Source organism: Phaeobacter sp. NW0010-22, assembly GCF_040365955.1.
GTDB lineage: Bacteria > Pseudomonadota > Alphaproteobacteria > Rhodobacterales > Rhodobacteraceae > OMPR01.
In genome coordinates this window covers 59,878-81,493 of record NZ_BAABWT010000012.1, presented here as the reverse complement: position 1 = coordinate 81,493, position 21,616 = coordinate 59,878, and the positions used below count along the sequence as shown (strand labels likewise).

The following is a 21,616-nucleotide window of genomic DNA, read 5'->3' as shown; positions in this document are numbered from 1 at the left end:
GTCAGACCCTTTCGGGGCAATTTGCGCAGAAATCGGTCCGAACGATGAAAAGTCACGTATTCTGCCCCATGCGTTGTCGGCAATGGCGCTGGTCCAGTGCTCCGAACGACCCGAAATCGTGCCAAGACCTATCACGATTATCCCCTACCGCGTTAAAGACAGTCAGAACAGCTCATGAGGTAACTGCTTCATTCGACAATATCACCGTTCAGGAACGCTCGCGCCGGGTCGGTAGAAGGGCCAGAGAAAAATTGCTCAGCCGGAGCACTTTCATGTAGTTTACCGTTCAGCAGAAATAGAACATCTGTCGCCAGTCGACGCGCTTGCCCCATGTCGTGTGTTGACATGACCAATCGCGTGCCTGCTGCATTCGCTCGCATCAAGATCGTTTCAATCTCACGAGTTGCGCGCCCATCAAGCGAGGAGCAGGGTTCGTCCAAAAACAAAACATCGGGCTTTGTTATCAACGCGCGGGCCAAGGCGAGTTTTTGGCGTTCGCCCCCAGACAGAAAATGTGCGGGCCGATCCAGCATTTTATCCAGCCCAACATCTGCTGCGGCGAGCGCGGCGTGTCCGCGTGCCTCAGCCCGTGGAAGCCCCGCCAGACAAAGCGGATAGATCAAGTTGCCCATGACCGATCGGCGCATCATCACTGGTTGCTGAAACACAAACGATTGGCGTGACCTGGCCTCGATCGCGTCACAGGCCCATGTCACAGACCCTTCAGCCAAACGAGCAATCCCGTGAAGCATGCGCAAGAAGGATGTTTTGCCTGCCCCGTTTGGGCCAATCACAATCGTCGTGCCCTTTGCGGACAGGGTCAAATTGACGGGTCCGACAAGCACTTTACCGCGCCGGCGCACGGTTGCGCCGTCGACCACCAAGGGAAACAAGGGGCTCACCACCTACCCTCCTGTTCTGTGCGACCGATGATATGAATGGCTAGGTTCACAGCAATCGCCAGAGAAATCAGGACAAAGCCAAGTCCAAGCGCCAATGCAAAATCCCCTTTGCCGGTCTCAAGCGCGATGGCTGTAGTTAATACCCGGGTATGATGGTCGATATTGCCACCAACGATCATGATCCCTCCCACTTCGCCAATGGCACGCCCGAATCCAGCCAAAGAGGCCGTCATCAACGCCCGGCGCCCATCCCACAAGAGGGCCGCGATACGTTGCCGCTGGGTGGTATTCATCGAAATGAGCAAATCATGATAATCCGACCAGAGTTCGCGCAAGGATTGATGTGCGATAGAGGCGATGAGCGGTAAGATAATGATGACTTGGGCAATGATCATAGCTGTGGGTGTAAACAACAAACCGAATACACCAAATGGTCCTGATCTGCTCAGAAAAACATAAACGATCAGGCCAACAACAACCGGCGGCAAGCCCATGAGTGCATTCAAAACCGCAATCGTAATCCGCCGTGCGCGAAACCTGCGTACAGCAAGAAGAGCCCCCAACGGCAAAGCCAAAATTGAAGCAAACACCAAGGCCGACAACGTGACATGAAGCGATCGTAACGTGATTTCAACGAGATCCGAATCCAGTGTTATCACCAGCCAAAAAGCCTGAGCGAGGCCGTCCCATATCTCAAACATGCCTTCCCCCAGTTTCGACGCGACGTGTCGGTTCAAATGTTATCCGAACACAGCTCAATCACAGCACGCGAGCCAGAAAAACCAAATTCTAACCTCAAATGGAAAATAAGGACATTTTGTCCGCCATTTTGTCCAAATGGCATCTGCATTCGGGCAGATCGACCGCGGAACAGCACCCACAATCAGAAGGCTCTGGTACAGGTATTTCTGTCTGGTAGGCTACCCTAACACATTCGGTTTTTGCTGAAATCTGCGCCAAAGGAGGGGACATTGAATTCAGTACGCCTGAAGCTGTTGGTGCTCGCTCTTGCGCCTCTTGTAGTCTTGCTTCCGTTGTTGATGTTGCTGGCGATGACACGTTGGACCTCGGATTACGATGAGCTTTTGATCGCCAAGGTCGACAGTGATCTCCGCATAGCTGAACAATACCTGGGACGCATATTGGCCGGGACCGGTGCGGGTATCGCCGCTATCGCAGACTCCCGAACTTTCCAATTTGCATTGACCGGGCCTGCGGAAACGAGGGCCGCGTATCTAGAACAACAACGCATTCAGCAAGCGCTCGATTTTCTCTACTACCTTCCGGCAACACAGACAGGCGAAGCCCAACACTGGCCAGTGGTTCAGGCCGCGCTCGGGGGCCAGCTGTCTTCGCAGATCGACATTTTCCCGGCCGATACAATTGCCAATTTCCCTGCCTTGGCCGAACGCGCGCGGGTGGACCTGATCGAAACCGAAGCCGCCGTGCCCACCGATCGAGTGGTCGAAGATCGCGGCATGGTGGTTCATACTGCGGCACCCGTTGATCTGCTGGGGCACCAAGGTGTCCTGATCGGGGGGATCTTGCTGAACAAGAACCTCGATTTCATCGATACCATCAACGCGCTGGTGTATCTCAACGCGGCGACGGGCGGGGAAAGACAGGGCACCGCGACTTTGTTTCTCGAAGACGTCCGCGTTTCGACCAATGTACGGCTGTTTGAAGATGTCCGCGCGTTGGGAACCCGTGTCTCTGCCGAAGTCCGGGCCGCAGTTTTGGATCAGGGCCGGACATGGCTGGACCGCGCGTTTGTTGTAAACGATTGGTATATCTCAGGATATCTCCCGCTCAGCGACAGCTTCGGGAACCGGGTTGGGATGCTCTATGTTGGGTTCTTAGAGGCACCGTTTGCCAATGCGAAACGATCCGCTTATCTCACCATGTTAGCTGCGATGGTCGCCGTGCTTGCCTTGTCTATCCCGCTTTTCCTTAGAATGGCGCGTGGTATTTTTTCACCGCTTGAACGCATGACCAAAACCATGAAGCGTGTGGAACACGGGGATCTGTCTGCGCGCAATGGCAGCGTCGGATCAAAAGATGAAATCAGTCAAGTCGCAACCCATCTGGATACATTGCTGGATCAGGTCCAAGAGCGGGATCAGGCCCTGCGCAGTTGGGCAGAAGAACTGAATGATCGCGTTGATCGTCGCACATCAGAGCTGCGCGACGCCAATGAAAAGCTAGAGGAAACATTTCAGCAATTGGTGCTGTCCGAAAAACTCGCGTCGATTGGGGAAATCACTGCGGGGGTTGCGCATGAAATCAATAACCCCGTCGCCGTCATTCAAGGCAATGTAGACGTCGTGCGTCAGACACTTGGCCCAGATGCCGCCCGTGTGGAAACCGAATTGAATCTGATCGATAAGCAAGTACAGCGAATTGACGGGATCGTTGGCAAGCTTCTGCAATTCGCGCGCCCCACCGAATTCTCAGCCTCCGGAGAAGGCACATCGCTGGAGATGTTGGTAGACGATTGCAAGAGTTTAATCACCCACGTTCATCCACAGCAAAACGTTCAAATTGTCGCTCAGTTCAAAGCAGCGCCAAATGTTGCGATCAACACCGGTGAGATGCAGCAGGTTCTTGTGAATCTCATGGTCAATGCCATTCAGGCAATGGGTGGCGACGGGCAGCTGGACATCAGGGTAAAGCCGGTCCCTCGAAATGAGATCGACGGCGTAGAGCTTTCTGTTTCAGATACGGGACCGGGTATTGATGCAGACCATATGAAACGGGTGTTTGATCCCTTTCATACCACCAAACTGGGCGAAGGCACTGGGCTGGGATTGTCCATAAGTCAAACGCTGATCCAACAGGCAGGCGGGCATATTTCCGCTCGAAATCAACCAACGGGCGGGGCCGTGTTCACGGTTTGGATTCCAGCGGTCAAAGACACTTAATCCTGGCCTACATCCCCCACGACGCGCATTTGCGATCAATGGTCTTGCGCGACACACCAAGCCTGCGCGATGCTTCGGCGCGATTGCCCCCACAAGCGTCCAACACTTGCACGATGTGGCGTTGCGTCACCAGATCCAGCGATTCAATCGCCTGCATCCCAGTCACCTGTCCAGCGCCAGCGAATTCTTCCGAGAACTCACCCAAGATCACCGAACGCTCGATCGTGTTTCGCAGCTCGCGCACATTGCCGGGCCAGTCATAGCGACACAGCTTAAGCAAGGTTTCTTCGTCCAATTCCAACCCCGGAAGCGCCAGCGTCTTTGACATCTGATCCATGAACAATGCAGCCAGTTCAACGATATCGTCAGATCGATCCTTAAGGTCCGGCATGTCGATGCTGACCACGTTGATCCGGTGATACAGATCAGATCGAAATTTTCCCTCTGCGACCGCCTGTTCCAGATCAACATTAGTGGCAAAGAAAATCCGTAGGTTCAGCGGAATGTCCCGTTCTGCCCCGACCGGACGAATGCGCTGATCCTCTAATACGCGCAGCAAGGCCACTTGGGTCTGCTCTGGCATTTGTGCGACTTCGTCCAGAAACAAAACGCCCCCATCTGCCAACAGAAACAACCCATCCCGGCTGCGCCCGTTTTCGTCGATCATCCCAAACAGCTCTTCGGTACAATGCTTGGGCGAAATCGCGGCGCAGTTCACCGCCACAAACGGCTTTTCAGCCCGATCTGATATCGCATGCAATGTCCGTGCGGCAACCTCTTTGCCGGTTCCGGTTTTACCCAGAAACAAAACAGGCGTTGGCAAAGGTGCAAGACGCGCCAGCATTTCGCGCACCTGTTCAATTGGCGTAGAATTCCCCAACAGGCGCCCCCGCGCCGAACTCTCTTCGGACAAAAGCGCGTGTTTAAGAAGCGAGTTATCCCGACGCAGTATCTTGCGGTCCAAGGCACGGGCAACCGCGTTCAGGATTTGGTTTGCTCGAAACGGTTTCAGAACAAAATCCACAACGCCCATGCGCAAGGCTTCGATGGCCGTTTCCAGATCAGCATAGGCCGTGATCAAAATAGCGTCCGAAAACAGGCCAACCCTGCCCTGTTCGCGCAGCCAATCCAACCCGGTCTTGCCCGGCATGATGTTGTCCAGAACCACAAGGTCAAAGTGATGCTTGTCAAGAATTGCTGACGCCTCGGCAGCAGAGCCGGCTTGTTCAACTCGCTTACACCGTGGTGACAAAATCTTCGTCAGGAAATTGCGCATCCCGGGTTCGTCATCGATCACAAGAATCGATGCATCCGCAAGGCTTTCGCCATACTCATCCTGCTTGTACGATGACATCGCTCTCAATCCAGCCGAACCGACGCGCCCGAATGTACATCCTGCGAAGCAAACCCAAGATTGCTAAGCACCAGATTTGCGCAAACCGCCACCAGCACGACCCCGGCAAATCCCGTCATCATGGCTTTCATACCAATTTCTCCAGTTCGAATAGAATGCATGGCCCGCAGGGTAACAGACGGGCCATGGAGATGGAAATCACTCGGCGGCCGTTCCGCTTTTTGTGTCAGAGCCTTGGCTCTCCAAAACTTCCTCTAACCAGAGCGAGTGGTGTTGTTCAGCCCATGCTTCGTCCACTTCGCCAGATCCCATCGCGTCATAGGCACCTTCCATGCCCACCGATCCGATATAGATGTGCGCGAAAATAATCGCCATCAGAACAAAGGCAAGCAACGTGTGCCAGACTTGTGCCAATTGCATCTCTTCTTGCGGCGCAAGCACGACGGGCAACTCTCCCAGCCCAACCAACTGTGGCAGACCGGTTGCGTTCAAAACCGAGAACGATTTGGCAAACAATGGCATCTCAAAGGGGAACAGCAACGATACGCCTGTCAACGCAATCGAAGTCCCAAACAGTATGACGGACCAAAAAATGATCTTTTGGCCAGCGTTGAACTTCTTTGCTGGTGGGTGTGCATTCCCGATGATGCCGCCAAACTGTCGGAACCACACAAGATCAAGCCGGCTTGGAATGTTGTTCGCAACCCACATGACGAAAACCATCACAAGGCCCAGAATAAACGCCCAAGCCACGTTGTTATGGATCAGCTTTGACCAAACCAAAAGCGTCGCGTTCACGTCTTTGCCCAACGCAGGGGCAAGGACAACGCGACCAAACAGAACCGCAAGGCCCGTGACCCCCAGCAAGATAAAAGACCCCGCCAATAGCCAATGACCAAAGCGTTCAATAGCCTTGAAACGAACGACCAAACGCCCCGTGTTCGGCGCATCAATACGGACCTTTCCACGTAAGAGATAGAACAAAGCCAAAGCGACCAGCGTCCCCAACAACAACCATCCGCCATAGGTTCGCAGCGGCCCGCGCCGGAACTCAAGCCATGTCATGCCTCCGTCCTGCATTACAACGGTTGCCACTTCTCCGCCTGCCGAAACCTTTAAGTCAGCCGAACCATAGCGTAAGGCACGCCACATCTCCGGATCTGAAACACCCCCAAGCGTGCCCAGTTGCGAAGCGATCCCGGCCGCATTGTCCGCCGATCCAACCGCATCACGGCGGAACGTGTCATCAACCTTCTGCCCCGCTTGTCGGTTCAGAATATCCTCAAGCGTCTGCGCACCGCCGGTCGATGACCGATCAATATCCGCAGGTTTTTCCTGAGCCTGTGCAAAAGATGCCAGCGCAAGCGTCAGAACAAGTGCGAGTGCCATGCGCAGCATGGTCGCTCCTCCTTGGAAAAAATTAGAATGCAGGACGGCCCAATTCAGGGCCGTCCTGTCAGGGTCGAATTGTATCATTCACCCTTGAGCTGGTAGGCGGTGCCCCAACCCCAAGCGCCAGATCCAAACCCACGTGCCACCACGCGTTCACGGTAGATCTGGGACACTTGATCCCCATCACCCGCGAGCAAGGCCTTGGTCGAACACATCTCAGCACAGATCGGCAGTTTGCCTTCGGCCAGACGATTGCGGCCATATTTGGCAAACTCGGCTGTGGAATGGTTCTCTTCGGGGCCACCGGCGCAGAAGGTACATTTGTCCATCTTGCCACGCGATCCGAAATTACCCGCTTGCGGATACTGCGGCGCGCCAAAGGGGCACGCATAAAAACAGTAACCACACCCAATGCACAGGTCCTTGGAATGCAAAACCACACCTTCTTCGGTCTGATAAAAGCAATCGGTTGGACACACGGCCATGCAGGGCGCATCTGAACAGTGCATACAAGCGACCGAGATCGACCGCTCACCCGGTTTGCCATCCTCAATGGTGACAACCCGACGGCGGTTGATGCCCCAGGGCACTTCATGCTCGTTCTTACAAGCGGTCACACAGGCGTTGCACTCGATGCAGCGCTCGGCGTCGCAGAGAAACTTTGCTCTTGCCATTTCTCGTTCTCCTTACGCTGCCCAGATTTTGCAAAGAGTACATTTCGTCTCTTGCATCTGGGTCACTGAGTCATAGCCATAGGTTTGGGCCGTGTTGCTGCTTTCGCCCAACACATAGGGGTCGGCACCGTCGGGGTATTTGTCCCGCAGGTCCTTGCCCTGATAATGGCCACCAAAATGGAACGGCATAAAGGCAACGCCTTCGCCGACCCGCTCCGTCACCATCGCCATAACCTTGACCTTGCCGCCTTCCGGGCCTTCGACCCAGACCTGTTTGCCATCCCGCACACCAAGATTATTGGCGTCACGCGTGTTTATTTCGACAAACATGTCCTGCTGAAGCTCGGCCAACCATGGATTGGACCGGGATTCCTCTCCGCCGCCTTCGTATTCAACGAGACGTCCAGACGTCAGAACAATCGGATAGTCTTTCGAAAAGTCCTGTTTCTGGATCGAGGCATACAGCGTTGGCAGACGATAGTCGTGACGATCTTCGTAGGTCGGATAGTCCTTCACAAGATCGCGACGCGGCGTATACAGCGGTTCGCGATGCACTGGGATCGGATCCGGGAAGGTCCACACAACCGCACGTGCCTTGGCATTACCAAACGGCGCACATTCGTGCTGAATCGCCACCCTCTGAATACCGCCCGAAAGGTCGGTTTTCCAGTTGGTTTTGGGTCCAGCCACAGCGTCGATAGCCGCACGTTCTTCGTCCGTCAGATCGCCATCCCATCCAAGATCCATCAGCATCTGCATGGTGAATTCGGGATATCCGTCCTGAATGTCCGAATTTTTGGAATAGACGCCTTCGGCCAACAGGTTGTCACCATCGCGTTCCACACCGAACCGGGCACGGAAGGTCAGGCCGCCTTCGCTGACGGGTTTTGACATGTCATACAGGTTCGGCGTTCCGGGATGACCCATCTCAGCCGTTCCCCAGCATGGCCATGGCAGACCGTAATAGTCCCCATCTGCCGGCCCACCGACCGCTTTCAACGTGGTGCGGTCAAACGTATGCTGGTTTGCCATGTGCAGCTTGAGCCGTTCCGGGCTTTGACCCGTGTACCCAATGGTCCACAGTCCCTTGTTGAACTCGCGCGTGATGCTTTCCACATTTGGCGTCTCGTCGTCTTCCATTTCGATATTGCGGAACAGACGATCGGCCCAGCCAAATTTGTTGGCGAACATGGCCATGATCACGTGATCAGTCTTTGCTTCGAACAGCGGATCAACCACTTTGTCACGCCATTGGAACGACCGGTTCGAGGCCGTGACCGAACCACGGGTTTCGAACTGCGTCGCCGCAGGCAACAGGTAGCAGCCATCGGTCCGATCATGCAAAACAGCCGAGACAGTGGGATACGGGTCAACAACGACCAGCATGTCCAACTTCTCCATCGCCGTTTTCATTTCCGGTCCACGAGTCTGAGAGTTGGGCGCATGCCCCCACAAAACCATGGCACGCACCTTATCAGGGTTGTCCATGTTATCGGGATCTTCCAGAACGCCGTCGATCCAGCGACTGACAGGAATGCCCTTTAAATTCTGCAGGCTCTTTTCCTTGCCGTCTGACCCGGTAACCTTGGCAAACTGCGCACCCAGCCATTCTGGATCTTCTTCCCAGACGCGCGCCCAATGGGCCCAAGCACCAGCCGACAGACCATAATAGCCCGGCAAGGTGTGGCTCAGAACGCCAAGATCGGTCGCGCCCTGCACGTTGTCGTGGCCACGGAAAATGTTCGTTCCGCCACCTTCGGTGCCCATGTTCCCCAACGCAAGTTGAAGAACGCAATAGGCGCGTGTGTTGTTGTTGCCGTTGGTGTGCTGTGTGCCACCCATACACCAGATCACGGTGCCGGGACGGTTGTTGGCCAAAGTCCGCGCAACGCGACGCAACTGTTCACCCGGAGCGCCAGTAACGCGTTCGACTTCTTCGGGGTTCCACTTTTTCACTTCGGTGCGGATCTGATCCATACCCCAGACACGGGTGCGGATGAACTCTTTGTCTTCCCAACCGTTCTCAAAGATATGCCACAACAGACCCCAGACCAGCGCAACATCTGTGCCCGGACGGAAGCGGACATATTCATCCGCATGGGCCGCTGTGCGCGTAAACCGCGGGTCACACACGATCAGCGGCGCGTTGTTTTCTTCTTTCGCCTTGAGCACGTGCAACAGCGACACAGGGTGCGCTTCTGCCGGATTACCACCGATGATAAAGATGGACTTGGAATTGTGAATGTCGTTGTAGCTGTTCGTCATGGCGCCGTAGCCCCATGTGTTTGCAACACCAGCGACTGTGGTCGAGTGACAGATCCGGGCCTGGTGATCCACGTTGTTCGTGCCCCAATAGGCGGCGAATTTGCGGAACAGATAGGCCTGTTCATTCGAGTGCTTAGCACTGCCCAACCAATAGACGCTGTCCGGGCCGCTTTCTTCCCGGATCTTCATCATGCCGTCGCCGATCTCGTCGATCGCTTGCGCCCAGCTGATGCGCTTCCATTCGCCACCCTCTTTCTTCATCGGGTATTTCAGGCGGCGTTCGCCATGGGCATGTTCGCGCACCGAGGCGCCTTTGGCACAATGTGCTCCCAAGTTGAACGGGCTGTCATAACCGGGTTCTTGCCCAGTCCAGACACCACTTTCCACTTCGGCAACGACTGTGCAGCCGACCGAACAATGGGTGCAGATAGATTTTATCGTCTCAACGGCCCCGGCTGCAGCAGTCTGCGCATTGGCCTGCGTCACTGTTCCTCCAGTGGCGCTGATTGCGGCAAGACCACCAATGGCCAGGCCGCTGCCACGCAAAAACGCGCGGCGGTCGACGGATTTTTCCGCGACTTCGGAAAGGATACTGGTCCGCTGGGGGCGTCTCGCAACCCCGTTGGTCTTTTTCCTCAGCATGTTAACCTCCCTTGCTACCCCACTGGGGCTGGCTGGGTTGATGAAAACCTTTGACTGTCGGGCCTAACGCAACCAGTCGTCTCAGGTACGGGTTGATCGGCCTGTTAGAAACGGGCCGAGTCAAAATAGGCGCGCGTCTGCGCCGTGTCCTGCAATCGTGTGGATTGCAAATCAGGCTCAGCGGCCGCTTCGGCCTGTTGCCCGCTGGCCATAACGGTCACCGCAGCCGCTGGGGCTGCTGTTCCGGCCAGTTTCAGAAAGTCCCGGCGACTTGTCGTCTCCTTGTCCTTCTGGGTCATGAGAGTTCCTCCTCTCTGTTGGCGGTGGTTGCCCACCAGTTTAAGCGGATCACTCCGCGCTCATTCGAAATCCCTCGGCTTCAATCTCCATGAACACGCGGCCAACCTGACCGACGGCTGCATAGAAAACCGAATTTTTGGCCGCTTCTAAATCCGCGAAAAAATGCCCTGCCCACGGAGCGATATGCGTGTTGAAAAAGAGCTTCTGATCCCTGACTTCGCGGGCTTGCCCAAATCGACCAACGATCAGCGCGCCCATAATCTCCATCAAAGAAGCAATGTTATCTTCGGGCTCATAGACGTTTTCCGCCCGCGTCAGGCCCCGCGCGGCCATATCCTGACGCAATTTCGCCAGCGGCTTTTCATTCAGGAACCCGGTCAGGTAATAGCTTGCATAGGGCAACAGCTCACCCCGGCCCAAACCAATGAACAGCTTGTTGAATTCGCTTTCGATCGCCGCTGGTTTCGACAACTTCGCAATCTTGGCCAGCGCATTGATTGCCACGCCCAGTGGGGTATCGTCACCCGACAGGCCCGACGTCATACTCAGCAGGTCCGCATTTGGTGGCCCAGACAAGATCGTGCCGAGATAGTTGTAAAGATCCGCCCGCAGGCGATCTTCCTCAGAGACACGGAGGTCTTGCGCTACATTCATTTGGGTATCCTCATTCATTCGCCATCTCCGGCAGCCCCGGATTGGTGGGGGCATCAAAGACAAACCGCATGCGGTGCATATTAGGGGCTTGAAGCTCAGGCTCGGGCTCTACGATTGGAGGCTGATAAACCGGCGTCTCGCTTACAAAGACAGGCACCTCGTCCACGTCATCATCTTCCCGATGGGCCAGTCGCTCGGGCGTTTCCATCTCTGGGGCTTCAGGGGTGGTTTCACCCTCGGCCTCGGCTTCCGCTTGACGGGCCAACTCTAACACGTGTTCCGTCATCCCCTTACCCACCTGATAAGCGGTCTGCATATTTTCGAGAAAGAAAGAGGCGTCGTTGAAATCTTCGCCGTAATCAACCAACCCATCAACATTGGCCAACACCGGATTTAACCGCCAAAGTCGACGCAGTGCACGGGTGCGGATGCGCGCTGGTACGGCCTCAGTCAGGAACACTTTGAAATCGTCCCCCTCCTCCAACGTATCCGGATCGGGCAACTCAAGCTCAGCCAGAATTTCCGCATCGGTACGGTCCGCCAGTTCAGCCTCACGCAGTGCTTGCGCGTCGGCTTCAACCTGTTGTTCATCAGCTTTGGCCTCGGCTTGCACAGCCGCCTTTCGGTTTGCCCAGAAGCGGCTCATTGCAGACGCTCCTTTTTGGCTTGCGACGGAGCGCGATAGACATCAGCCATCTGAGTGATGCGCGCGTCCCCGACGCCATCCTCGACCAACCCAATGTCTTTCTTGTCGCGCTTGCGTTTCTTAAAGATCTCTTCGCGGTGGTGGGTTTCGACAAAATCCAAAACCCAAGCCATCACCGCCGCGGGCATCGCGATCTTCTCGATGATCTCTTCGCCACTGTCCGCATAGTCCTGCGCTTCATATGGCGAGGCTGTAATCAGAACGATATCGAGGGGTTCATCCGCACGAACACTCTCGCGCATCACCACATACAAAGCTGGTTCTTGCGCTGCCAGCCCATGCAGATATGCCTCGGTTTCCGCACCGTGCAGTTCAACCGGCAGCGTGGTGGCGTGATATTCGGTCATGTCGCCTTCCGTCCGCAACACCCGCCAATTCGCATCCGCAGCCCCCGGTAAAACTCCGGTCGCTTTCCACGACCAAGCCGCCCACTGGGTCACCCCCGGCACGCGGCGCAAAACAATGCCAACCGGCATTTGTTCAAATCTATTTGGATCGTGGATCAAACCCAGCTGTCCTCCCGTCTCCAAGAATGACGCGGGGCAGACCGCCACATAAAGTACTTTGTCGTGCCAAATGTGCGATCTAGACAAAATGTCGAGAAAGAAATTTCGACCAAACATCACGCAGACGAATTGTCTATCTCGAGTGTTTCTATCGGATTTATGAAATCTCTCTGAGGGTGCGAATCACCTAACGCTTTCCCAAGGTGTTTGCTGATTCCCTCGTTCAGAAAACCGGTTTACCTGCCTTCAGAATCATGCCTATTTGAAATGGATTTCCAGGGCGAAACCGCGACTTTCAGCGCCCCGGAAAACGGAGGAATATGATGACTAAGACGTTGATTTTATGTGACTGCTCCGGCAGTCAAGCCATCGATGCCGAGGCGATTTCCGAGACATGCGGAACCCCCGTCTCAAAGGTGTTTACCGCCCTGTGCACCGACCAAATCAACGATGCAGCAGCGGCAATTCAGGCCGGTGATGCAATGATTTGTTGTGCGCAAGAAGCTCAACTTTTCGACTCACTTTCCTCTGAATTAGGGGTGCCTGCCCCTGCCACACTCGACCTGCGCGACCGGGCCTCATGGTCCGATGACCCCGCATCGAAACTACCCAAAATGTCCGCCCTGATCGCCGAAGCTGGATTGCCTGCACAACCTAGCAAAGCCATCGAAGTCGTGTCTGATGGCAGTTGTCTGATCATCGGCCCCCCGGATGTGGCCATCCCCGCCGCCGAAGCGCTGGCCGAACATCTGGCTGTGACCCTGTTGCTTGCCCCCGGATCCGAGGCCCCTGTGACCCGTGATTATGATGTGATCCGCGGTCAGCTCAGACGCGCCCAAGGGTCGCTCGGGCAGTTCTCGGTCGTGATTGATGCACTCGAACAACGCGTGCTGGGTGGGCGCGGACCGATACAGTTCACCGCCCCGCGTGACGGTGGTCGATCGGACTGTGACATCATCATTGACCTGACAGGCAACACACCTCTCTTTCCAGCGCCCGAAAAACGCGAAGGGTATCTGCACGCAGATCCCAAACATCCCCCAGCCATTTCCAGCGTCATACTGGCGGCCTCTCACCTTATCGGGACGTTTGAAAAGCCACTCTACATCAAATCAGAACCCCTGTTGTGCGCGCATTCCCGTGCCAGCCAATCCGGCTGCTCGCGGTGCCTTGACGTCTGCCCAACCGGCGCAATCACCCCAAACGGCGACCATGTCACCATTGACCCGATGATCTGCGCAGGCTGCGGAGCCTGTTCCTCGCTCTGCCCGTCCGGCGCGATCAGTTATGATGCGCCCCCCGTTGATTTGACATTCCGCCGCGTGCAAACACTGGCCCGCGCCTACCTCGAAGCCGGCGGAAGCGCCCCCAGCCTACTGGTGGTAAACGATCATGGGTCCGAGATGATCCGACTGGCCGCCCGCTTTGGCCGTGGTCTACCGGCCCATGTCATTCCGCTGGAACTGGCGGCGCTGGCCGCCTTTGGCCACGCCGAGATGGTCGCGGCACAAGCTGCCGGTTTCGCACAGGTCAACATCCAACTGGCCCCCGGCGCTGACCGACAAGTGATCGCCTACGAAGCCGCTCTTGCCACCGCTCTTGGAGCTTCGGTTGTCTTGCTGGACTCCGACGACCCCGATGCAATGGCCGATACCCTGTACGCGGCAACACCGCCTGCCCCTGTGGCCACACCCGTTCGCCCGATGGGCACCCGCCGCCAGATTGCACGCCAAGCCGCCACCGCACTGAATTCACCAAACGAAACGCTTACATTGCCTGCGGGCGCGCCTTATGGCGCTGTGGTCGTCAACACCGACGACTGCACGCTGTGCCTGTCCTGTGTCTCGCTGTGTCCCTCTGGGGCGCTTGGCGACAACCCTGACCTCCCCCAACTCCGCTTCCAAGAGGACGCCTGCCTGCAATGCGGGATCTGCGCATCAACCTGCCCGGAACAAGCAATCACCCTTGAACCCCAAATGAACCTGAACCCTTCCGCTCTGGATCAGGCTGTCCTGCACGAAGAAGAGCCGTTTGGCTGTGTTGAATGCGGCGCCCTGTTTGGTGTGAAATCCACCATCGAGAAAATCACCGAAAAACTGGCTGGCAATCACGCGATGTTCGCCAACCCCGGTGCCGCCCGCATGATCCAAATGTGCGACACGTGTCGGGTCAACGCGCAGTACCACGCCAAGGACAACCCGTTTGAGGGTGGCAAGCGCCCTCGCCCCCGCACCACCGAAGACTATCTGTCAAAGCGCCGCGATCACTGAAACATAAGTGCCTCCGCAAGGACCGGCAAAGACCAAAGAACAGGAATTCAACGTGATCCGAGATAAGGTTCTGGCCGCACTCAAAGGCGTGACTGACCCCACTGGTGGCGACATCGTGTCCTCAGGGGCAATGCGTGCCTTAAACGTCGACGACAACACAGCCCGGTTTGTGCTCGAAATCGATCCCGCACAGGCCAAAGCCTATGAAGCAACAAAGGCACAGGCCGAAACAGCGCTCAGCGCCCTTGGCATCACCGCCAATATCGTCATGACGGCCCACAGCGCCCCGGCTGCCCCTCCGGAACTGAAACCAAAACCGGCTGCCCCCCAAGGCCCGCAAAAAGTTCCCGGAGTCGATCGTATACTAGCAATCGCGTCCGGCAAAGGCGGGGTCGGAAAATCAACAGTGTCCGCCAATCTCGCCTGCGCTCTGGCCGCCGAAGGGCGGCGCGTTGGTTTGTTGGACGCAGACGTATATGGCCCCTCGCAACCTCGCATGTTGGGGGTTTCGGGGCGTCCCGCCAGCCCAGACGGCAAGATTATTTTGCCTCTGCGCAACCACGGTGTCACAATGATGTCGATGGGCCTGATGACCAATGACGATCAAGCCGTCGTGTGGCGCGGCCCAATGTTGATGGGGGCGCTGCAACAAATGATGACACAGGTCCAATGGGGCGCGCTGGACGTGCTGATCGTGGACCTGCCACCGGGAACAGGCGACGTTCAAATGACCTTGGCGCAGAAATCGCAGGTGGACGGGGCAATCATCGTCTCAACCCCGCAAGATATCGCGCTGCTGGATGCCCGAAAGGGGATAGACATGTTCCAGCAATTGAACGTGCCAATCCTTGGGATGATTGAAAACATGTCCACCCACATCTGTTCGAACTGTGGCCACGAAGAGCATGTATTCGGCCATGGCGGCGTTGCCGCCGAGGCGGACAAACTCAACGTTCCCCTGCTCGCTGAAATCCCGCTGGATCTGCAGATCCGGATGGCAGCAGATGGCGGTGCGCCCATTGTGACAAGTCAACCGGACAGCGCGCAGGCCAAAGCGTTCCATGCAATCGCACAAACGCTTATCGCCGGGGGCCATGCATGAGCGAGCCCATCGTTTTTCCCCCGCTGATGTCGGGCTTGGCTGTAACAGGCCCCATTGATCCCTTCGATACTGCCTGCGCCAAGGCCGCAATGGGCTGTGACGCCGGTTTGATCGTTTACAACCTGGCACCAAACATGATGACGGCGGCGATGGTCTTTGCCCCCGAGGTGCCGCTTGCCTCTGCCATGGCAATGCTGCCCACCTGTGGCATCGGGTTTCAGAACGCGCTTGGCGCATTGGCCCCCCCCGAAGTCGCGGTTCATCTGGAATGGAACGGCGCCCTGCGTGTGAACGGCGCGCGATGTGGCCGCTTCCGCGTCATGGCATCTGACACAGACCCCGCCTCATCTCCGGACTGGCTGGTAGTCGGTGTCGCGATCCCACTTTGGCCAGCCAGCGACAATCCGGGGGAAACCCCCGATGCCACAGCCCTCTATGCCGAAGGCTGCAGCGACGTCGAAGCCCCTGCCCTGCTCGAGGCCTGGGCGCGCCACACCCTGAACTGGATCAACCGCTGGGAACACGACGGGCCGCGCCCCTTGCACGAAGAATGGCGCGGTTTGGCCCATGATGTTGGCGAAGCCGTAACCCAGAATGGTAAAACAGGCACGTTCATGGGCGTAGACGAAGATTTCGGCATGCTTTTGCGTGACGCCGACGGCACCACCCAATTGATCCCCCTGACAACCCTGTTGGAGACCCCCTGATGAAACTGGCCATTGCGACACATCTTGATGAGAGCGACACCCGTGTCTTTGCCACACATGCCCGCACCGGCGAATGGTGCGTCTCAGGCGGGTTTGAGTTCTCAAACTGGAGCGACGCTGATCTTACCGGAAAGGCCCGTCAGGCGTTCGCAAACGGCTGGCTCGGGCTGGACACACATGGACGCGCCACCTTTGTCGCCGTAACACCTGTGGAACCAAACGAAGTCGCCCGCTTAACCGAACAACTGGCCCAGCATTTCGTCACCTATTACGGTGCCCCCGACCTCGACGCCGCGCGCCCAGTGGCCGCAGACGAGATTTCACACATGGCCGATTTATGTGACGAACATGCAGACGGCACGCTTTTGACCGTGGCGCGCGAACTGACCACCGCAGGTGTCCGCGAAAGCTATCGCGCGATCGAAACCCAAAGTGCCGAACTGGACCAACTTGCCGTGCATGGCTCACTGGACGACTAGCAAAGGACGTCACCCTTTTTGATCAGGCGTTTGGCTGAGCCCCTGCAAGATCGGACAATCTGGTCGCTGGTCCCCGGCACATTCCGAAATCAGATGCGACAAGGTTGAATGCATCGCCTGCAGGTCACTGATCTTGGCTTCGATCTCTCTCAGGTTTTGTTCCGCGACCTGTTTTACATCCGCACTGGTGCGCGCGTCGTTGTCATACAGCGCCAACAGGGTGCGGCAATCTTCGATAGAAAACCCCAGCGACCTTGCGCGGCCAATAAACACCAGCTTGTGCAGGTCTTTATCTTCAAAATCCCGATACCCATTCGCCAACCGATGCGGTTTGATAAACCCGATATCCTCGTAATACCGGATAGTTTTGGGTGGAACACCCGAGCGTTCCGCAACATCGCCTATGTTCATTAGCTCGCCCTTATTATTCTGCCGGTACCGCGTGTGGGGTCTGTTGCGCAGGATCACCCCCCTGCCCCGTTGCCTGCATCGCCGGGCGCACCCACCGCAGGCGCAACGCGTTGCTCAGGACAAACACACTGGACAAGGCCATCGCGCCCGCCGCCAAAACCGGTGACAACAACGGACCACCAAACGGATAAAACGCCCCCGCCGCAACCGGGATCAACAGCGTGTTATAGCCAAATGCCCAAAACAGGTTTTGCCGGATGTTGCGCATGGTCCGCTGACTGATGTCAAAGGCATTCACCACCCCAACCAAATCCCCGGACATCAGCACCACATCTGCGGCTTCAATCGCCACATCTGTGCCTGTTCCAATCGCAATACCAACATCAGCCGCAGCCAGTGCTGGCGCATCGTTGATACCGTCCCCGACAAAGGTCAGTTTGCCATCTCCGACCCGCAACCCCTCCAGCGCGGCCACCTTGCCTTCTGGCAAAACCTCGGCAATCACGTGATCTATGCCCAGTTCACTGGCAATTGCCTGCGCCGTCCGCTGGTTGTCACCAGTGATCATCGCCACCTTCAGACCCAGCGCGTGAAACGCAGCAATGGCCGCAGGCGTGGTGGGTTTGATCGGATCCGCCACCGCAATGACCGCAGCAATCTGGCCATCAACAGCCGCATAGAGCGGCGTCTTTCCCTTGCGCGCCAACGCCTCACCCTGCGCAGACAATGCACCCAGATCAACGCCTTCACGTGTCATCAACCGATCCGCACCCACCAGCACGGCATGGCCACCAACCCGCGCGGACACGCCGTATCCGGTGATCGAGTCAAATCCATCGACCTCGGGCAGTCCCAATCCTTTGGCCACAGCATCCGCCACAATCGCCTCTGCAATCGGGTGTTCAGATTTGCCTTCGACCGCCGCCACAAGACGCAGTACATCCGCCACGTCCCGGCCCGGTGCAACGATCATATCCGTCAACGCAGGTTTCCCGGCGGTCAGCGTCCCCGTCTTGTCCAAAGCCACAACCGTGCTTTCCTGTAGCAATTGCAGCGCATCACCCTTGCGGAACAGAACCCCCATTTCAGCGGCCCGCCCCGTCCCCACCATGATCGAGGTCGGGGTCGCCAAACCCATCGCACAGGGACAGGCGATAATCAGGACAGAAACACCAGCAACCAAGGCCAGACTCAGCGCCGGATCAGGGCCAAACAGGAACCAGATCGCGACCGTCAACACAGCAACCCCCATCACAGCGGGCACAAACCACTGGGTGATCCGGTCAACCAGCCCCTGAATCGGCAGTTTGGTCGCCTGCGCCTGTTCCACCATCTGAATAATCTGGGCCAGCATCGTGTCACTGCCCACCTTTTCAGCGCGAAAAGTCAAAGCACCTGTGCCATTCACTGTTGCGCCCACAACCCCGGCCCCATCGGATTTCTCAACCGGTATCGGCTCGCCTGTAATCATGCTTTCGTCGACGTAGGACGACCCGGTTAAAACCCGGCCATCCACTGCAATTTTCTCGCCCGGACGCACATGAATCACATCCCCGACCAGAATGTCCTCGATCGCGAGTTCCTGAATGCCCCCTGCCCGTTCAACGCGCGCGGTTTTGGCCTGCAATCCCACAAGTTTACGAATGGCCTCGCCCGTGCGCCCCTTTGCGCGCGCCTCCAGCAGACGCCCCAACAGGATCAGCACCACAATCACGGCCGCCGCCTCGTAGTACACATTGGCGGTGCCTGCAGGCAGCACACCCGGCGCAAATGTCGCCACCAAAGAAAACCCGTAAGCCGCCGATGTGCCAAGCGCCACCAACGAATTCATATCAGGCGCGCCCTTGAACAGCGCCGGAAACCCCTTGGTGTAAAACGACAATCCCGGACCAAACAGAACCAAAGAGGTTAGCAGAAACTGTAAATAATAACTGCTCTGCAGGCCAATCGTGCCCATAATCAGGTGGTGCATACCCGGAATAAGGTGCGAGCCCATTTCAATGATGAAAACCGGCAAGGCCAAGACAGCAGCAAACAAAGTGCGCCGCGCCAATTCATCGATTTCATCCGCTTTGCGTTGGTCCCTGTCACTTTCCTGCGCGGATGTAATCGCTGCCGGATACCCCGCATCCGTGGCCAACGCCGCAACCCCGGCGGGCGTGTTCACGCCAGCGGCATACCGTACGGTTGCAGTCTCTGTCGCCAGATTCACCGCTGCCCCCAAAACCCCGTCGCCTGCGTTCAACGCCCGTTCGACACGCCCCACACAGGATGCACAGGACATGTTCTGAACATCCAACGTGATCTCTTCGACCTCGGCAGGGTATCCAACATCACCAAGGAGCGTGACCAGATCAGCCACCGACACCGCGGATGCATGAGTGATTTGGGCGCTTTCATTGGCAAGATTCACCGCCGCCGATTCAACGCCAGGCACCGCCAACAGCGCACGCTCAACACGCCCCACGCACGAGGCGCAATTCATACCCGTAATTTGTAACCGAACTGAGTCAGTCTCTGTCATGGTGTCACCTTGGCATTGTCAGATCACACCTAAGTACGGCTTCCAGTAACTGGAAGGTCAAGAAACATAATTTGTTTCCACCTGCGACACATGCTCCGTTCAAGCCTGAACCCGCTCAACGGCTCCCACACTTCAGCCCCCGCGCATTACACCGACACAGACCCGATCAATCGGCGTCCCCCGGTGCACGAAAACAATCGACCGAGGTGTTAGCTCCTCAATACTGTGAATGTTGATCCCTGACATTCCTGCAAGACTTGCCCAGATCGGCAAAACCGCACGCGCTACGCCGCTGGCAACCAAACTGGCGACCGTTTCGGGTGAATCCATTTCGCACAGCACTTTAGGCACGGTGGCCTGCTGCTCGATCCAACGCCAGGCGATCTCTCCGCCCCAAGAGGTTCGGTCATAAACCACCAAGGGTAAATCCGCTGTTGCCGGTTCTGTCGGCGTGACCCACGCAAAGGGCTGTGTATTCAGATGCTGAATGGCAAGGGTCTTGGGGATCTGAAAATGAGGTTCCACCAGAATGGCCGCATCCAGATCCGCGCGGGACACCATGTCATACAATTGCGTCGACGACCCCGGTGTGATCAGCAGCTCCACATCGGGTGCAAGCTCTGGCAAATGCGTCACTAGGGACGGAACATAGTCAGACAATCCGGTGGAAATGACCCCCAACCGATAAGGCCCCGCCAATCCGTCCTCGGCCACATCACTCTGCAACCGACGCGTTTCAGACAAGATAGATTGCAGACGCGGCAGCATCCGCAAACACGCAGAGGTCGGACGCACCGTTGCGCCAGACCGCGCAACCAGTCGGGTCCCCAGCTCCTGCTCCAGCGCTTTCAACCGCTGACCAACTGCCGCGGCCGTTATATTCTGACGTCGCCCGGCAGCCGCCAAAGAGCCCCCCTCGACAACTTCCAGCAACGTCTCCAGATACCGAATATCCAAACTATTCCTTTCGATTGAACACACACATACTCATTATTTCTTTTTATATGGCGCTGCTACTCCTGCCTCAATACAGATGACGGAGAACATACATGCCAACGCCCTTCCATTTCGCCTTTAACGTCCAAGACCTAAAGGCTGCGCGCCATTTCTACGGAGGCATTCTCAGCTGTGCTGAGGGTCGTTCGACCGACACGTGGATCGACTATAACTTCTTTGGACACCAGTTATCGCTGCATCTGGGCGAACCGTTCAAAACACAGGCAACCGGCAAGGTTGGCAGCCATTTGGTCCCAATGCCACATCTTGGTGTTGTTCTGCCCATGGCCGACTGGACCGTATTGGCAGAGCGCCTGCAAGATCACGATATCTCCTTCGTCCTCCCCCCCAGCCTGCGATTTGAGGGCGAACCGGGCGAGCAGGCAACCATGTTTTTCCGCGACCCATCAGGCAATCCGATCGAGGTGAAAGGCTTCAAAGATATGGCACTGGTTTTTGCCGCTTGAAACCAGCCCTTGCTATCATTGCACACACCATCCAACCCTCTGCCCTAACAAAGAAAATACGGCTCTGTGCTGACCAACCCCTAGGCGATTGAGGCATTCTAGACCATTTGCCAAACCCAACAGCTCTCTCAATCAGTCCCGGATTGCCCGCCACAGCGATCTCAGCGGACGCTGGCGAAACCCGTAGGCTTGCATCCCAGCCAACACACCGCATACTCGCCCCCACAGTGGTCCATCTCACTGTGGGGCAGACGCACGCCCTAAGACCCTAAATATAAATTTCTCTTGCACGACTCTGACGATTTGGACAATAGTCACGAAAACGAGGCGATAAACGCCATTTT

The 21,616-nt window shown here is 56.7% G+C and carries 20 protein-coding genes; 6 read left to right on the top strand and 14 right to left on the bottom strand.

What is annotated here, in order from left to right:
* Positions 1-188: 188 nt before the first annotated feature.
* Both ABWV33_RS21340 and ABWV33_RS21335 read right to left on the bottom strand, forming a co-directional pair.
* Positions 189-902, bottom strand: coding sequence for an ATP-binding cassette domain-containing protein (locus tag ABWV33_RS21340; protein WP_121998013.1), 714 nt, complete (start codon positions 900-902; stop codon positions 189-191).
* Positions 899-1,603, bottom strand: coding sequence for an ABC transporter permease (locus ABWV33_RS21335; protein WP_113824147.1), 705 nt, complete (start codon positions 1,601-1,603; stop codon positions 899-901). The genes ABWV33_RS21340 and ABWV33_RS21335 overlap by 4 nt, the downstream gene beginning before the upstream one ends.
* Before the next feature lie 270 nt (positions 1,604-1,873).
* Here ABWV33_RS21335 and ABWV33_RS21330 point away from each other — a divergent pair, with 270 nt between their 5' ends.
* A complete protein-coding gene (locus ABWV33_RS21330) occupies positions 1,874-3,823 on the top strand; it encodes a sensor histidine kinase (RefSeq protein ID WP_353333658.1) in 1,950 nt (649 codons plus the stop codon).
* A 7-nt stretch (positions 3,824-3,830) separates the two neighbouring features.
* On the opposite strand, the gene ABWV33_RS21325 is transcribed toward ABWV33_RS21330, so the two are convergent.
* The 9 genes from ABWV33_RS21325 to ABWV33_RS21285 form a co-directional block, all read right to left on the bottom strand.
* Complete coding sequence (locus ABWV33_RS21325) at positions 3,831-5,177, bottom strand: sigma-54-dependent transcriptional regulator (protein ID WP_113824149.1); 1,347 nt, start codon at positions 5,175-5,177, stop codon at positions 3,831-3,833.
* A 5-nt stretch (positions 5,178-5,182) separates the two neighbouring features.
* On the bottom strand, positions 5,183-5,308 hold the full coding sequence (locus ABWV33_RS21320; protein ID WP_285801572.1) for a hypothetical protein: 126 nt from the start codon (positions 5,306-5,308) through the stop codon (positions 5,183-5,185).
* A gap of 67 nt (positions 5,309-5,375) precedes the next feature.
* Entirely contained in the window at positions 5,376-6,575 is a 1,200-nt protein-coding gene (locus ABWV33_RS21315) for a formate dehydrogenase subunit gamma (RefSeq protein WP_113824150.1), read from the bottom strand.
* Between the two features lie 74 nt (positions 6,576-6,649).
* Positions 6,650-7,243 (bottom strand): formate dehydrogenase FDH3 subunit beta, encoded by a 594-nt coding sequence (gene fdh3B / locus ABWV33_RS21310; RefSeq protein WP_113824151.1) that lies wholly within the window; start codon positions 7,241-7,243, stop codon positions 6,650-6,652.
* A gap of 12 nt (positions 7,244-7,255) precedes the next feature.
* A complete protein-coding gene (locus tag ABWV33_RS21305) occupies positions 7,256-10,150 on the bottom strand; it encodes a formate dehydrogenase subunit alpha (RefSeq protein ID WP_353333657.1) in 2,895 nt (964 codons plus the stop codon).
* A 104-nt stretch (positions 10,151-10,254) separates the two neighbouring features.
* Entirely contained in the window at positions 10,255-10,449 is a 195-nt protein-coding gene (locus ABWV33_RS21300; RefSeq protein ID WP_121998018.1) for a twin-arginine translocation signal domain-containing protein, read from the bottom strand.
* A gap of 49 nt (positions 10,450-10,498) precedes the next feature.
* Positions 10,499-11,122 (bottom strand): TorD/DmsD family molecular chaperone, encoded by a 624-nt coding sequence (locus ABWV33_RS21295; RefSeq protein ID WP_353333655.1) that lies wholly within the window; start codon positions 11,120-11,122, stop codon positions 10,499-10,501.
* Positions 11,115-11,750 (bottom strand): DUF3306 domain-containing protein, encoded by a 636-nt coding sequence (locus ABWV33_RS21290; RefSeq protein ID WP_353333653.1) that lies wholly within the window; start codon positions 11,748-11,750, stop codon positions 11,115-11,117. Before ABWV33_RS21290 ends, ABWV33_RS21295 begins: the two co-directional genes overlap by 8 nt.
* Positions 11,747-12,316 (bottom strand): DUF3305 domain-containing protein, encoded by a 570-nt coding sequence (locus tag ABWV33_RS21285; RefSeq protein WP_309472714.1) that lies wholly within the window; start codon positions 12,314-12,316, stop codon positions 11,747-11,749. Before ABWV33_RS21285 ends, ABWV33_RS21290 begins: the two co-directional genes overlap by 4 nt.
* 323 nt (positions 12,317-12,639) lie before the next feature.
* Here ABWV33_RS21285 and ABWV33_RS21280 point away from each other — a divergent pair, with 323 nt between their 5' ends.
* Genes ABWV33_RS21280 through ABWV33_RS21265 form a run of 4 tightly spaced genes read left to right on the top strand, consistent with a single transcriptional unit; the run spans position 12,640 to position 16,874 of the window.
* Positions 12,640-14,586: a 4Fe-4S binding protein gene (locus ABWV33_RS21280; protein WP_353333651.1), complete on the top strand. Its 1,947-nt coding sequence runs from the start codon at positions 12,640-12,642 to the stop codon at positions 14,584-14,586.
* Between the two features lie 52 nt (positions 14,587-14,638).
* A complete protein-coding gene (locus ABWV33_RS21275) occupies positions 14,639-15,688 on the top strand; it encodes an Mrp/NBP35 family ATP-binding protein (protein WP_353333649.1) in 1,050 nt (349 codons plus the stop codon).
* Positions 15,685-16,395, top strand: a complete 711-nt coding sequence (locus tag ABWV33_RS21270) for a biotin/lipoate--protein ligase family protein (RefSeq protein WP_113824158.1) — start codon at positions 15,685-15,687, stop codon at positions 16,393-16,395. The genes ABWV33_RS21275 and ABWV33_RS21270 overlap by 4 nt, the downstream gene beginning before the upstream one ends.
* Positions 16,395-16,874: a DUF6505 family protein gene (locus ABWV33_RS21265; protein WP_353333647.1), complete on the top strand. Its 480-nt coding sequence runs from the start codon at positions 16,395-16,397 to the stop codon at positions 16,872-16,874. Before ABWV33_RS21270 ends, ABWV33_RS21265 begins: the two co-directional genes overlap by 1 nt.
* Before the next feature lie 9 nt (positions 16,875-16,883).
* Here ABWV33_RS21265 and cueR read toward each other — a convergent pair whose 3' ends face one another.
* The 3 genes from cueR to ABWV33_RS21250 form a co-directional block, all read right to left on the bottom strand.
* Positions 16,884-17,285: a Cu(I)-responsive transcriptional regulator gene (gene cueR, locus ABWV33_RS21260; RefSeq protein ID WP_353333645.1), complete on the bottom strand. Its 402-nt coding sequence runs from the start codon at positions 17,283-17,285 to the stop codon at positions 16,884-16,886.
* Between the two features lie 13 nt (positions 17,286-17,298).
* A complete protein-coding gene (locus ABWV33_RS21255) occupies positions 17,299-19,809 on the bottom strand; it encodes a heavy metal translocating P-type ATPase (RefSeq protein WP_353333643.1) in 2,511 nt (836 codons plus the stop codon).
* A gap of 132 nt (positions 19,810-19,941) precedes the next feature.
* Complete coding sequence (locus tag ABWV33_RS21250; protein WP_353333641.1) at positions 19,942-20,766, bottom strand: LysR family transcriptional regulator; 825 nt, start codon at positions 20,764-20,766, stop codon at positions 19,942-19,944.
* A 92-nt stretch (positions 20,767-20,858) separates the two neighbouring features.
* Here ABWV33_RS21250 and ABWV33_RS21245 point away from each other — a divergent pair, with 92 nt between their 5' ends.
* Positions 20,859-21,272 (top strand): VOC family protein, encoded by a 414-nt coding sequence (locus ABWV33_RS21245; protein ID WP_353333639.1) that lies wholly within the window; start codon positions 20,859-20,861, stop codon positions 21,270-21,272.
* Positions 21,273-21,616: the final 344 nt, after the last annotated feature.